At 67.6% G+C, this 11,391-nt stretch carries 15 protein-coding genes; 9 read left to right on the top strand and 6 right to left on the bottom strand.

What is annotated here, in order from left to right; genetic code table 11:
* Positions 1-10 precede the first annotated feature (10 nt).
* Positions 11-292: a hypothetical protein gene (locus tag ASD13_RS07725; protein WP_017830427.1), complete on the top strand. Its 282-nt coding sequence runs from the start codon at positions 11-13 to the stop codon at positions 290-292.
* 92 nt (positions 293-384) lie between these two features.
* Here the strand turns inward: ASD13_RS07725 and ASD13_RS07720 are convergent, their stop codons facing one another.
* The 3 genes from ASD13_RS07720 to glgA form a co-directional block, all read right to left on the bottom strand.
* A complete protein-coding gene (locus ASD13_RS07720; RefSeq protein WP_017830426.1) occupies positions 385-642 on the bottom strand; it encodes a type B 50S ribosomal protein L31 in 258 nt (85 codons plus the stop codon).
* A 91-nt stretch (positions 643-733) separates the two neighbouring features.
* A complete protein-coding gene (locus ASD13_RS07715) occupies positions 734-1,519 on the bottom strand; it encodes an ABC transporter ATP-binding protein (protein WP_017830425.1) in 786 nt (261 codons plus the stop codon).
* Positions 1,520-1,536: 17 nt separating this feature from the next.
* Positions 1,537-2,721 carry a glycogen synthase gene (gene glgA / locus ASD13_RS07710; RefSeq protein WP_055867804.1) on the bottom strand — a complete coding sequence of 395 codons (1,185 nt, stop codon included), beginning with the start codon at positions 2,719-2,721 and terminating at the stop codon, positions 1,537-1,539.
* Positions 2,722-2,767: 46 nt separating this feature from the next.
* On the opposite strand from glgA, the gene glgC reads away from it, so the two are divergent.
* From glgC to ASD13_RS07695, 3 genes are read left to right on the top strand one after another with little or no spacing between them, the layout of a single operon-like run.
* A complete protein-coding gene (gene glgC, locus ASD13_RS07705; RefSeq protein ID WP_017830423.1) occupies positions 2,768-4,009 on the top strand; it encodes a glucose-1-phosphate adenylyltransferase in 1,242 nt (413 codons plus the stop codon).
* 49 nt (positions 4,010-4,058) lie between these two features.
* Positions 4,059-4,694, top strand: a complete 636-nt coding sequence (gene serB, locus ASD13_RS07700; RefSeq protein WP_055867802.1) for a phosphoserine phosphatase SerB — start codon at positions 4,059-4,061, stop codon at positions 4,692-4,694.
* A 44-nt stretch (positions 4,695-4,738) separates the two neighbouring features.
* Positions 4,739-5,434, top strand: a complete 696-nt coding sequence (locus ASD13_RS07695; protein WP_055867799.1) for an alpha/beta fold hydrolase — start codon at positions 4,739-4,741, stop codon at positions 5,432-5,434.
* A gap of 15 nt (positions 5,435-5,449) precedes the next feature.
* Here ASD13_RS07695 and ASD13_RS07690 read toward each other — a convergent pair whose 3' ends face one another.
* Entirely contained in the window at positions 5,450-6,160 is a 711-nt protein-coding gene (locus ASD13_RS07690) for a beta-ketoacyl-ACP reductase (protein ID WP_017830420.1), read from the bottom strand.
* 140 nt (positions 6,161-6,300) lie between these two features.
* On the opposite strand from ASD13_RS07690, the gene ASD13_RS07685 reads away from it, so the two are divergent.
* From ASD13_RS07685 to ASD13_RS07675, 4 genes are read left to right on the top strand one after another with little or no spacing between them, the layout of a single operon-like run.
* The gene (locus ASD13_RS07685; RefSeq protein WP_235562499.1) at positions 6,301-6,813 is read left to right on the top strand and encodes a DUF4190 domain-containing protein; all 513 of its coding nucleotides are present in this window, start codon (positions 6,301-6,303) and stop codon (positions 6,811-6,813) included.
* Positions 6,814-6,868: 55 nt separating this feature from the next.
* Positions 6,869-7,216, top strand: a complete 348-nt coding sequence (locus ASD13_RS07680; RefSeq protein WP_082531440.1) for a DUF3099 domain-containing protein — start codon at positions 6,869-6,871, stop codon at positions 7,214-7,216.
* Positions 7,213-7,407: a hypothetical protein gene (locus ASD13_RS17640; protein WP_082524193.1), complete on the top strand. Its 195-nt coding sequence runs from the start codon at positions 7,213-7,215 to the stop codon at positions 7,405-7,407. The genes ASD13_RS07680 and ASD13_RS17640 overlap by 4 nt, the downstream gene beginning before the upstream one ends.
* Positions 7,404-8,216 carry an SURF1 family cytochrome oxidase biogenesis protein gene (locus tag ASD13_RS07675; protein ID WP_055867793.1) on the top strand — a complete coding sequence of 271 codons (813 nt, stop codon included), beginning with the start codon at positions 7,404-7,406 and terminating at the stop codon, positions 8,214-8,216. The genes ASD13_RS17640 and ASD13_RS07675 overlap by 4 nt, the downstream gene beginning before the upstream one ends.
* A gap of 113 nt (positions 8,217-8,329) precedes the next feature.
* On the opposite strand, the gene ASD13_RS07670 is transcribed toward ASD13_RS07675, so the two are convergent.
* Together ASD13_RS07670 and abc-f are read right to left on the bottom strand one after the other, a co-directional pair.
* Positions 8,330-8,953: a pyridoxine/pyridoxamine 5'-phosphate oxidase gene (locus ASD13_RS07670; protein WP_200942466.1), complete on the bottom strand. Its 624-nt coding sequence runs from the start codon at positions 8,951-8,953 to the stop codon at positions 8,330-8,332.
* A 53-nt stretch (positions 8,954-9,006) separates the two neighbouring features.
* Positions 9,007-10,605, bottom strand: coding sequence for a ribosomal protection-like ABC-F family protein (gene abc-f / locus ASD13_RS07665; protein WP_055867785.1), 1,599 nt, complete (start codon positions 10,603-10,605; stop codon positions 9,007-9,009).
* Between the two features lie 163 nt (positions 10,606-10,768).
* Here abc-f and ASD13_RS07660 point away from each other — a divergent pair, with 163 nt between their 5' ends.
* Positions 10,769-11,386 carry a DedA family protein gene (locus ASD13_RS07660; RefSeq protein WP_055867783.1) on the top strand — a complete coding sequence of 206 codons (618 nt, stop codon included), beginning with the start codon at positions 10,769-10,771 and terminating at the stop codon, positions 11,384-11,386.
* Positions 11,387-11,391: the final 5 nt, after the last annotated feature.

Genomic DNA, 11,391 nt, shown 5'->3' with positions numbered 1-11,391 from the left:
TCTGGAGCGCATGGAACAGGGTGTGGGGGTGATCGTCACGGTCGGAGTGCTGCTGCTCCTGGTCTCCGCCGTGATCGTCATGATCGCCTTCGGCTTCTCGAAGGTACCCATCGAGAAGAAGTACGAGAGCAGTGGAGGTGGCCTCGGCGGCGCGTTCGACGCCGTCTGGTCGCCGACTGCGCATGAAGCGGGAATGGAACGCGACCGCCAGACGCAGAGGACAGCTCCGGCACCAGCGCCCGGCGATCCCCCTGACACGATCGACGACGGGCGGATCCGGCTCGACCTCTGACGCCTCGGAGCACGGTCGGATGCGACGCACACATCCGAGAACGAAGAAGGCCCCACGCTCCGAGGAGCATGGGGCCTTCTTCGTGACGGTCGTTACTTGGACGAGCCGCCGAAGCCCTTGAAGCGCTGGTTGAACTTCTCGACGCGGCCGGCCGAGTCCATGATGCGCTGCTTGCCCGTGTAGAACGGGTGCGAAGCCGAGGAGATCTCGACGTCGATGACGGGGTACTCCACGCCGTCCAGCTCCATGGTCTTGTCGCTCGACACGGTCGAACGGGTGAGGAACGTCTCGCCCGATCCGAGGTCGCGGAACACGACAGCCTTGTACTCGGGGTGAATGTCAGTCTTCATGGGATTCCTTAGTTGCTGCCCTGGATTGTGCCAGGGACGAGGGAAGTCTGCGGTGCAGAGAGCACCAAGGGTCGATTCTATCAGACGCTCATCAGGATGCTGCGCGTGCCGCGTAGCGTCCGTCTTCGCTGGTGAGCACGATCGGCATGCCGAAGGTGTCGGTGAGCGCCTCCGCGGTGAGCGTCTCGGCGATCGGTCCTGCAGCCACGACGGCACCGTCGCGGATCAGCATGACGTGGGTGAACCCCACGGGGATCTCCTCCACGTGGTGCGTCACCATGAGCATGGCCGGGGTCGTCGGGGAGGAGGCGTAGCCGCTGAGGAGCGCGAGGAGCTCTTCTCTGGAGCCGAGATCGAGCGATGCCGTGGGCTCGTCGAGCAGCAGGAGCTCCGGGTCGGTCATCACGGCGCGCGCGATCTGGACGCGCTTCTGCTCGCCGTCGCTGAGCGTGCCGAAGGTGCGGTCGGCCAGGTGGTCGAGGCGCCAGTCGGCGAGGACACGGAGCGCGCGACGCTCATCGATGTCCTCGTAGCTCTCGTTCCATCGGCCGAGCACCGAGTAGGCGGCAGTGAGCACGGTGTTGAGGACCGTCTCGTCACGAGGGACCCGCTTGGCCATCGCCGAGGAGGCGAACCCGATACGCGGACGCACCTCGAACACGTCGGTGCGGCCGAGGGTCTCCCCCAGCACCGTCACCGTTCCGGCGGTCGGGTGCATGAGTGTGTCGGCCAGCTGCAGGAGCGTCGTCTTGCCCGCGCCGTTCGGGCCGAGGATCACCCATCGCTGATCATCGTCGACCTGCCAGGTCACGTGATCGATGATGTTGCGCCCCTCACGGCGCACGACGACGTCAGTGAATTCCAGAGCGCTCGGCATGTCCCCAGCCTATCGGCTCAGGCGGTCAGCTCCGCGTAGAGCGCGCGCGTCGTCTCGGCGATCGCCGCCCAGCTGAACTCGTTGCGCGCCCGCTCGCGTCCGGCCTCGCCGTAGGCGCGTGCCCTCTCCGGATCCATCGCCACCTCGGTGAGCACGGCGGCCAGATCCGCGACGTAACGCTGCGGATCGACCGGTGTGCCCGTGCCGTCCTGTACCTGCTCGATCGGGACGAGACGCCCGGTGACGCCGTCGGCGACGACCTCCGGGATCCCGCCGGTCGCCGTTCCCACCACGGCAGCACCACACGCCATGGCCTCGAGGTTCACGATGCCCAGCGGCTCGTAGATCGACGGGCAGACGAACGTCGTCGCTGCCGTCAAGATGGCGGACAGCTCGTCCCGCGGCAGCATCCGCTCGATCCAGATCACGCCGTCGCGATTCTGCTGGAGCAGGCGCACCCCCTCCTGCACCTCAGCCATGATCTCCGGCGTGTCCGGAGCGCCGGCGCAGAGCACCAGCTGCACCTCCGGAGGGAGCAGCCGCGCAGCCTGCAGCAGATAGGGAAGCCCCTTCTGCCTCGTGATGCGTCCTACGAAGACCACCGAAGGACGGTCCGGATCCATCCCGATCGAGCGCAGGAACGACTCGTCCTGCACAGGGCGCCAGCGTTCGACGTCGATTCCGTTGTGGATCACCCGGACCTTCGCCGGGTCGACCTGCGGGTAGCTGCGCAGGATGTCGGCGCGCATCCCTGCGCTCACGGCGATCACGGCTGCGGCGTTCTCATAGGCCAGTCGCTCGATCCCGCTCGAGACGGCGTAACCGCCCCCGAGCTGCTCCGCCTTCCACGGCCGCAGGGGCTCGAGGCTGTGCGCTGTGAGGACGTGCGGGATGCCGTGCAGCTGGGAGGCGAGGTGACCGGCGAAGTTCGCGTACCAGGTGTGACTGTGCACCAGGTCGGCGTCGGCGATGGCCGAGACGATCTCCAGATCGGTGCCGAGCGTCTGCAATGCGGCATTCGCCCCCGCGAGCTCCACGGGCGTGCGGTACGCGAAGGTACCCGCCTCGTCTCGGGGAGCGCCGAACGCGCGCACCTTCACGTCCACGTGCTCCCTGAGGGCCGCGACGAGCTCGGCGACGTGCACGCCGGCACCGCCGTAGACCTCCGGCGGGTACTCCTTCGTGATCATTTCAACTCGCATGTCTGAACGCTAGTACAGCGACGACGAAGGCATCTATGGTGGAGCCATGTCCGCTCCAAAGAAGGTCTTCGGGATCATCCTCGCCGGCGGCGAGGGCAAGCGCCTCATGCCCCTCACGGCCGACAGAGCGAAACCCGCAGTGCCGTTCGGCGGACAGTACAGGCTCATCGACTTCGCCATCTCGAACCTCATCAATTCGGGACTGCGCCAGATCGTGGTGCTGACGCAGTACAAGTCCCACAGCCTCGACCGGCACATCTCGCAGACGTGGCGGATGTCGGCTCTGCTCGACTCGTACGTCACGTCCGTGCCCGCGCAGCAGCGCCTGGGCAAGCGGTGGTTCTCCGGCTCTGCCGACGCGATCCTGCAGAGCATGAACCTCATCAACGACGAGAAGCCCGACATCGTCGTGGTGATCGGCGCCGACCACGTCTACCGTATGGACTTCCGTCAGATGCTCGAGGCCCACATCGAGTCCGGCGCGAAGGCGACCGTCGCCGGCATCCGTCAGCCGCTCGCGCTCGCGTCGCAGTTCGGTGTGATCGACGCCGACGCGGAATCGGGAAGGATCAAGCAGTTCCTGGAGAAGCCGACCGACATCGCAGGTCTCGAGGACTCCCCCCACGAGGTGCTCGCCTCGATGGGCAACTACATCTTCGACGCCGACGCGCTGATCGCCGCCGTCGAGGCAGACGGGGAGTCCCCCGTGTCGGGGCACGACATGGGTGGCGACATCGTCCCCTATTTCGTCGAGCGCGGCGAGGCCGGCTACTACGACATGAAGCAGAACGAGGTCCCCGGCTCCTCGCCGCGCGACCGCTCGTACTGGCGAGACGTGGGGACGATCGACTCGTTCTACGACGCGCACCGCGATCTGATCTCCACCCTGCCCATCTTCAACCTCTACAACATGGAGTGGCCGATCCACTCGCAGGCGGTCAACTCCCCGCCGGCGAAGTTCGTCCGCGACTCGGTCGGTCGCATCGGCAACGCGATCGACTCGATCGTCTCGCTCGGATCCGTGCTGTCCGGTACCCACCTGGAACGCAGCGTTGTGGGTCCGTGGACCCTGGCAGGGGGCGGATCGACCATCACGGACTCGGTCGTCTTCGACCACGTGCACGTCGGGCAGGGGGCGCGCATCCATCGGGCGATCCTCGACAAGAACGTGGTGCTGGCCGATGGTGCGACGGTCGGCGTCGATCGCGAACGCGACCTGGCCCGTGGTTTCACCGTCACCGAATCCGGCATCACGGTCGTCGGCAAGGGCGTCTTCATCGAACGCTGAGTGCGTCACGGAGCACGCCGACCGTCCCGGTGATCGCTAGGCTCGACGGGTGACTGCCGCGCGTTTCCTCGTCGTCCTCGATGCCGATTCCACCCTCATCCGCAATGAGGTGATCGAGTTGCTTGCCGACGAAGCCGGACGGCGCGCCGAAGTGCAGGCCGCTACCGAGGCGGCGATGCGCGGCGAGGTCGATTTCGCGACGAGCCTGCGCTCCCGGGTGGCGGCACTCGAAGGCGTTCCCGTCTCGGCGTTCGAGCGTGTCCGGGCGCGGATCGAGCCCACCCCCGGGGTACGTGAACTCACCGCGGCCGTCCACGACCGCGGAGGTGTCGTCGGCGTCGTCTCGGGAGGCTTCCACGAGATCCTCGACAGCGTCGCCCCCGAGCTCGGCGTCGATCGCTGGCGAGCGAACCGCCTCGACGTCGCAGACGGCGTGCTCTCCGGCCGGGTCGACGGCGACATCGTCGACGGCGCCGCGAAGGCATCCTCGCTCCGGGAATGGGCCGCAGAGCTCGGCGTCGGCCCCAGGGCGACCATCGCGATCGGCGACGGCGCGAACGACCTGCAGATGATGGCGGTGGCAGGCCTCGGCATCGCCTTCAACGCCAAGCCCGCCGTGCGCGCGGCCGCCAGCCTCGTGATCGGCCCGCAGGATCTTGCCGAGGTCATCGCACTGCTGCCGTAGACCGAAGCCTGGAGAAAGCCCGGCGCCACCGCTAGCGTCGGTTCATGGACATCCTGCTCATCCCCGGCCTCTGGCTCGACGCATCCAGCTGGGAAGAGGTGGTCCCCGCGCTCGAAGAGGCAGGGCATCGCGCGCATCCGCTCACCCTGCCCGGACTCGATGACCCCGCGTCGACGTCTGCCGAGATCGGCATCGCGCGCTGGATCGCGGCAGCGGTGTCCGCCGTGGACGCTCTGTCAGGAGACGTCGTGGTGGTCGGTCACAGCGGCGGCGGGAACGTCGCGTGGGGCGTGGCCGATGCGCGCCCCGAGCGCGTGAGCCGTGTCATCTTCGTCGACACCGCTCCGCCGCCGGCCGGGAGCGGGATCAGCGAGTTCGAGGTCGTCGACGGTGTGGTGCCCTTCCCCGGCTGGGACTTCTTCCCCGACGAGGACGTCATCGATCTCGACGACTCGACGCGAGCGCGTACGGCGCCGCTCACCCGCAGTGTTCCCGCCAGAGTGCCCACCGACGCCATCGCGCTGGTGAATCCTGCGCGGTACCGAGTGCCGGTGACGCTGCTGATGGGTGGCCTGGATCAGGCCGCGTTCGAGGGGATGATCGACCAGTGGGGCGCCTACGCCGCCGAGTACCGTGCGATCGACGACGCCGAGGTCGTGCGCATCGGCTCCGGTCACTGGCCGCAGTTCTCGGTTCCCGAGAGGCTCGCGGAACTCCTCAACGCGGCGATCGCACGCTGAGATTCGACCTCGGGATCAGTGCCCCATCCCGAGTCCGCCGTCGACGGGGATGACCGCGCCCGAGATGTAGCCGGCGTCATCACCCGCGAGCCAGGTCACCACGCCCGCGACCTCATCGGGGGTCGCGAATCGTGCCGCCGGGATGCTCGCCTTGTACTGCTTCTGGGTCTCCTCGGGCAGTTCCGCGGTCATGTCCGTCTCGATGAAGCCCGGAGCGACGACGTTGGCCGTGATCCCGCGGGCCCCGAGCTCACGCGTGATCGAGCGGGCGAAGCCGACCAGGGCGCTCTTCGATGCGGAGTAGTTCGCCTGCCCGGCGGAACCGTAGAGCCCCACGACACTCGAGATCAGGATGATGCGGCCGAACCGCGCGCGGAGCATGCCCTTCGAGGCACGCTTGACGACGCGGAACGTTCCTCCCAGGTTCGTGGCGACCACGCTGTCGAAGTCGTCCTCGCTCATGCGCATGAGGAGGGTGTCCTTCGTGATGCCGGCGTTGGCGACGACGATCTCGACCGGACCGAGCTGCTGCTCCACCTCGGTGAACGCGGCGTCGAGGGCAGCAGCATCCGTGACGTCCGCGCGGACGGTGAGCGTTCCCTCCGGCCCTTCGCCGCTGCGGGCGGTGACCGCGACGCGGTACCCGTCCCGCACGAAGCGCTCCGCGATCGCGCGGCCGATACCGCGGTTTCCGCCGGTGACGAGGACGACGCGCTCAGCGCTCATGGGGACACTCCTGCTCTGGGCCGGTGGCCCGAGTTCCCGAGCCGTCATCGATCCTACCGACGATGCCCCGCCCGACCACCTCCCGGCGTTTGACAGGCACGGACGGTGCTGGAACTCTGATCGAGACGAAAGGCTTCACCGTGAGCGACAACCGCACTCCCCCTCCTGCCGGCGAGCCACCACGCATTCCGCCTCGGCCGCCCGCTCCGGCTGCCTTCCCCGTCGTGCCGGCCCTTCCCGCGTATCCGGTGCAGCCCGCCCCGCAGCCGGCGCAGAACCAGCCCGTCCCGCCGGCGTACAGCCCGACGACCCCGCCTGCATATGCGCCCTACGGCGCACCGGTCTACCCCGCAGTCCCGGCCCCGCGCCCCACGAGTGGACTCGCGATCACCTCGCTGATCTGCGGCATCGCCGGAGTCGTGCTCGTCTGGGCCATCATTCCGGTGCTGGCGTCGATCGCAGCCGTCATCACCGGTCACATGGCGCTCGGGCAGACCCGGCGTGATCCCGACATCGGCGGTCGAGGCATGGCCATCGCCGGACTGATCCTCGGCTACGCGATGATCGCGATCGCCGCATTCACCCTCATAGGCATCATCATCAGCTTCCTGTTCGTCGGAGCGTTCAGCCTGCCCTTCATCTTCTCCCGCTGATCCGCCGCAGAAGGGGCACGCCGACGGGTCGGCAGCGGCGTAGGCTTGAGGCATCGTGAAGAACGCGCGTCAAGTCCCGGCCGTCACCTCCCTGCCGCAGTCTCCGCAGGACGAGGCTGACCATCGCGTGCGCCGATATGTCCTGACGATGACCATCCGCATCGTGTGCTTCGCACTCATGGTGCTCGTCCAGCCCTACGGGTGGTACACCTGGGTCTTCGGGATCTCGGCGGCCGTGCTTCCGTACATCGCCGTGGTGTTCGCGAACGCGGGCAGCGACAGCACCGAAGCCACGGCGGAGTCGCCTTTGCAGGAGCTGGAAGCGCCGGGACCGGTTCCGATCGAGCCCGAGGCGACGACCCCGCCGGTGTTCACGATCCATGAAGGCCCCAAGGACCGATGACACAGCTCGAATGCTCGCGCGCCGGGTGCCGGAGCGCGGCGACCAGACAGGTCGTGTGGCGTAATCCTCGGATCCATGCCATTGATCGGGAGAAGATCTGGCTGGCCTGCGATGAGCATGTCGAGTACCTCCGCGACTACCTCGCAGCACGTGAGTTCCCGGTGACTGTTCGAGACGGAGTTCCGGCATGAGCCGACGACTGACCCGGTGGGTCATCTACGTGCTCATCGCGATCGGATTCGGGGTCGCGTGCGTGTTCCTGTCGCATTGGCAGTTCGAGCGGAACGAATCCCGCGCTGCGCAGATCGAGCTCGTCGAGCAGAACTACGACGCCGACCCCGTCCCCCTGGCCGATCTCATCGGAGACGACGGCGCGCTCGATCCGGCCGATGAGTGGCGCCCGGTGGTCCTGAAGGGCGAATACCTGGCGGAACAGCAGCTACTGGTCAGGAACCGCCCTCACGGTGGGACCAGTGCTTTCGAGGTGCTGGTGCCGTTCCGTGACGCCGATGGACGCATCTTCATCGTCGATCGCGGCTGGGTGCCGCCCGGCGACGGCGATGCCCCGGATTCGGTGCCGGCCCCTCCCTCCGGGGAAGCCGAGGTCACGGTGCGACTTCGCCCGGGCGAGCAGCTTCCGGCCTCGGGTCGCGGGGCACCCGAAGGACAGGTCCCGACCATCAACCTGCCGTCGATCGCGACGCTCGTCGACGGCGATGTGATCACGAGCGCCTACGGACGAGTGATCAGCGAGGAACCGGCAGGGGACGGCGCCCTGGGTGGATTCGACTCCCCCACCGACGATCCCGGTCCCCATCTGTCGTACGCGATCCAGTGGATTCTCTTCGCCCTGATGGGCTTCATCTTCATCGGATACATCATCCGCACGGAAATCGTGAAGCACCGCGAAGAGGTCGAGGGCGCGCCGGCCCCGGTCAGGAAGTCGCGTCGCAAGGACCACGATGCCGACGTCGAGGACGAACTGCTCGACGTGCGCTGATCGGTGCAGCCGCTGCGGAGACAGAGCCAGCGCCGTTCATCGCGAGACGTCGAAGCCACCGTGGTGGGGGCGCCATTCCTCGAGCGCCCCGATCTCGACCATCTGACAGTCACTCATGCACGTCCGTCGACGATCTGATCGCTCTCCACGCCGGTGATCGAGCCCGTCACGGTGCGTTGCCAGCCACCCTCCGCGCGACGATAGATGATCCGGTTATGGTTCCGGTCCGCTGATCCCTGCCAGAACTCGACTCGCGTCGCAACGATCCTCCAGAGAACCCATTCCCCCGGCGCGATGCCACCGCGGGCCTCGGCCGAGCGCGCGGCGAGATCTGCGGCGCTCTCCACCGGAGAAGCTTCTCGGATCATTCCTCGCACGCGAACGGCTCGCCGGAGCGGCTGCCACCAGAAGTTCAACGCCGCGGCGGGGCGCGCAGCGATCTGCTGGCTCTTGCGGGAAGAGCGCGCCCCGGCGAACGACCATCCCTCCGCATCGACGTTCTTGAGGATCAGTGTCCGCGCATCCGGTATGCCGTCATCGTCCACCGTCGCCAGTGTGGCCGTGTGCGGCTCTGCGACCCCGCTCTCGGCCGCCTCCCCGATCCACTCGACGAAGAGCGGCTCAGGATCCTCGGGAAGCTCTGCGAGGTCGAGCGTCGGCGCGGCGCCGGTGAGGGAAGGCTGCGCACGCAACCACTCCCTGATGTCTGACAAGGACGGGGGTTGCGCAATCGACATGGTCCCGACTATGCCACGAATACTCTGCGGATCCACACAACCCCGCGAAGGGATCAGGCGAGCTCGATGAGGTCCTGGTACTCCTGGCTCCAGATGTCCTCGACACCGTCGGGCAGGATGAGCACGCGCTCGGGGTTGAGCGACTGCACGGCGCCCGGATCATGCGAGACGAGCACGACAGCGCCCTCGTAGTGCGCGAGCGCACCGAGGATCTCCTCGCGGGAGGCGGGGTCGAGGTTGTTGGTCGGCTCGTCGAGCAGCAGCAGGTTCGCGGACGAGACGACGAGCGTCGCAAGCGACAGACGCGTCTTCTCTCCACCGGAGAGCACTCCGGCGGGCTTGAGCACATCGTCGCCCGTGAACAGGAACGACCCCAGCACCTTGCGGGCCTCGGTCTCGGTGATGTGCGGAGCGGCCGAGACCATGTTCTCCAGCACCGAGCGGTTCACATCGAGGTTCTCGTGCTCCTGCGCGTAGTACCCGACCTTGAGACCGTGCCCCGGCTCCAGCTGCCCCGTGTCCGGCTGGTCGACACCGGCGAGCATGCGCAACAGCGTGGTCTTGCCCGCACCGTTGAGACCGAGCACGACCACCTTGGAACCGCGATCGATGGCCAGGTCGACATCGGTGAAGATCTCGAGCGATCCGTACGACTTCGACAGGCCGGACGCCATCATCGGCGTCTTGCCGCAGGGCGCCGGCTTCGGGAAGCGCAGCTTCGCGACCCGGTCTTCCTGGCGCACCTCGTCGAGCCCCGCGAGCAGCTTCTCGGCGCGCGCGATCATCTGATGCGCAGCAGCGGCCTTCGAGGCCTTCGCCCCGAAGCGTGCGGCCTGCAGCTGCAGGGTCGTCGCCTTCTTCTCGGCGTTCGCACGCTCTTTCTTGCGGCGCTCCTCATCGGCCACCCGCTGGCGCAGGTAGTTCTTCCAGTTCATGTTGTAGGTGTCGATGCTCTGGCGGTTGGCGTCGAGGTAGAACACGCGGTTCACCGTCTCGCCGACCAGCTCGACATCGTGGCTGATCACGATCAGTCCACCCTTGTAGCCCTTGAGGAACTCCCGCAGCCACACGACGCTGTCGGCGTCGAGGTGGTTCGTCGGCTCGTCGAGGATCATCGTCTCGGCGTCGGAGAACAGGATGCGGGCGAGCTCGATGCGGCGACGCTGACCACCGGAGAGCGTCGACAGCGGCTGGTCGAGGATGCGGTCGGGAAGCGACAGGTTGTTGGCGATGGAGGCGGCCTCGGCCTCTGCCGCATAGCCGCCCTGTGCCTCGAACTGCTCGGTGAGGCGGGCATAGCGCTTCATCGCCTTGTCGGCCACCGCCGGGTCGTCGGAGCCCATCGCGAGCGCGGCCTCGGTCATGCCGAGGTTGAGCTGACCGAGCCCGCGAGCATCGAGGATGCGGGTGCGCGCGAGGTCTTCGGGGTTGCCCGAACGGGGGTCCTGCGGCAGGTAGCCGAGCTCGCCGGAGCGGGTCACACTTCCGCCGGAGGGCAGCACGTCGCCCGCGAGCACCTTGGTGAGCGTGGTCTTTCCGGCCCCGTTGCGGCCGACGAGTCCGATCTTGTCTCCGTCGGCGACGCGGAACGAGACGTTCTCCATCAGCAGGCGCGCGCCAACGCGGATCTCGAGGTCGTGCACGGCAAGCACAGCGGACGTCCGTTCTTTCGGGGAGGTTGTTCGGCCGATCGGCCAGCCTCCCAGTATAAGCGTCGTAGCCGGGCGTCGCGGTCAGCAAGATCAGCCCGGAGAGTGAGCGTCCCGATACCTCAGAGGGATGCCTGTGCCATCGCCTGCCGCATAACGTGCGGGAGTGGACATCCTCAACGAGCTCATCATGCAGGCGATCGCGTCGCCCTGGCTGTATCTGGTGCTGTTCGCCGTCACCATCATCGACGGCTTCTTCCCCCCGATCCCCAGCGAGACCGTGCTCGTGGCCGCGGCGGCCGTCACCGCCTCCACCGGCGAGGGGAATCTGCTGCTGCTCGGTGCCGTCGCCGCGATCGGCGCGGCCATCGGCGACAACATCGCCTTCCTCATCGGCCGCGGGCTGGGCACCACCCGCTTCGCGTGGATGCGACGGCCACGGGTCGCTGCGGCGTTCGCACATGCTCAATGCGCACTCGATCGCCGCAGCGCCACCCTGATCCTCGGCGCCCGGTACATTCCCGTCGGACGGGTCGCCGTCAACATGACGGCCGGGGCCCTCGACTTCCCCTGGCGGCGTTTCCTCCCGCTCAGCCTGATCGCCGGAGTCAGCTGGAGCGTGTTCAGCCTGGCCATCGGTCTGCTCGCCGGCGCCTGGATCAAGGATCAACCTCTGCTCAGCGCCGGGCTCGGCATCGCCATCGCGCTGGTCGTCGGCTTCGTGATCGACAGGATCGCCGCAGCCCGTCGACGCCGTGTGCCGACCCCGCAGCTGGCAGGATGACTGTC

Origin of the sequence: Microbacterium sp. Root1433D1 (genome assembly GCF_001426835.1) — a bacterium.
GTDB classification, from domain to species: domain Bacteria; phylum Actinomycetota; class Actinomycetes; order Actinomycetales; family Microbacteriaceae; genus Microbacterium; species Microbacterium maritypicum.
This window is presented reverse-complemented; position numbering and strand designations above follow the sequence as displayed.

Excerpts from the sequence above, each read along its gene's own strand:
- glgA (WP_055867804.1), bottom strand. The coding sequence starts at position 2,721 with ATGCGAGTTGAAATGATCACGAAGGAGTACCCGCCGGAGGTCTACGGC.
- ASD13_RS07670 (WP_200942466.1), bottom strand. The coding sequence starts at position 8,953 with ATGTCGATTGCGCAACCCCCGTCCTTGTCAGACATCAGGGAGTGGTTG.
- ASD13_RS17640 (WP_082524193.1), top strand. The coding sequence starts at position 7,213 with ATGACACAGCTCGAATGCTCGCGCGCCGGGTGCCGGAGCGCGGCGACC.
- glgC (WP_017830423.1), top strand. The coding sequence starts at position 2,768 with ATGTCCGCTCCAAAGAAGGTCTTCGGGATCATCCTCGCCGGCGGCGAG.
- ASD13_RS07695 (WP_055867799.1), top strand. The coding sequence starts at position 4,739 with ATGGACATCCTGCTCATCCCCGGCCTCTGGCTCGACGCATCCAGCTGG.
- ASD13_RS07725 (WP_017830427.1), top strand. The coding sequence starts at position 11 with ATGGAACAGGGTGTGGGGGTGATCGTCACGGTCGGAGTGCTGCTGCTC.
- ASD13_RS07675 (WP_055867793.1), top strand. The coding sequence starts at position 7,404 with ATGAGCCGACGACTGACCCGGTGGGTCATCTACGTGCTCATCGCGATC.
- ASD13_RS07715 (WP_017830425.1), bottom strand. The coding sequence starts at position 1,519 with ATGCCGAGCGCTCTGGAATTCACTGACGTCGTCGTGCGCCGTGAGGGG.
- ASD13_RS07690 (WP_017830420.1), bottom strand. The coding sequence starts at position 6,160 with ATGAGCGCTGAGCGCGTCGTCCTCGTCACCGGCGGAAACCGCGGTATC.
- ASD13_RS07720 (WP_017830426.1), bottom strand. The coding sequence starts at position 642 with ATGAAGACTGACATTCACCCCGAGTACAAGGCTGTCGTGTTCCGCGAC.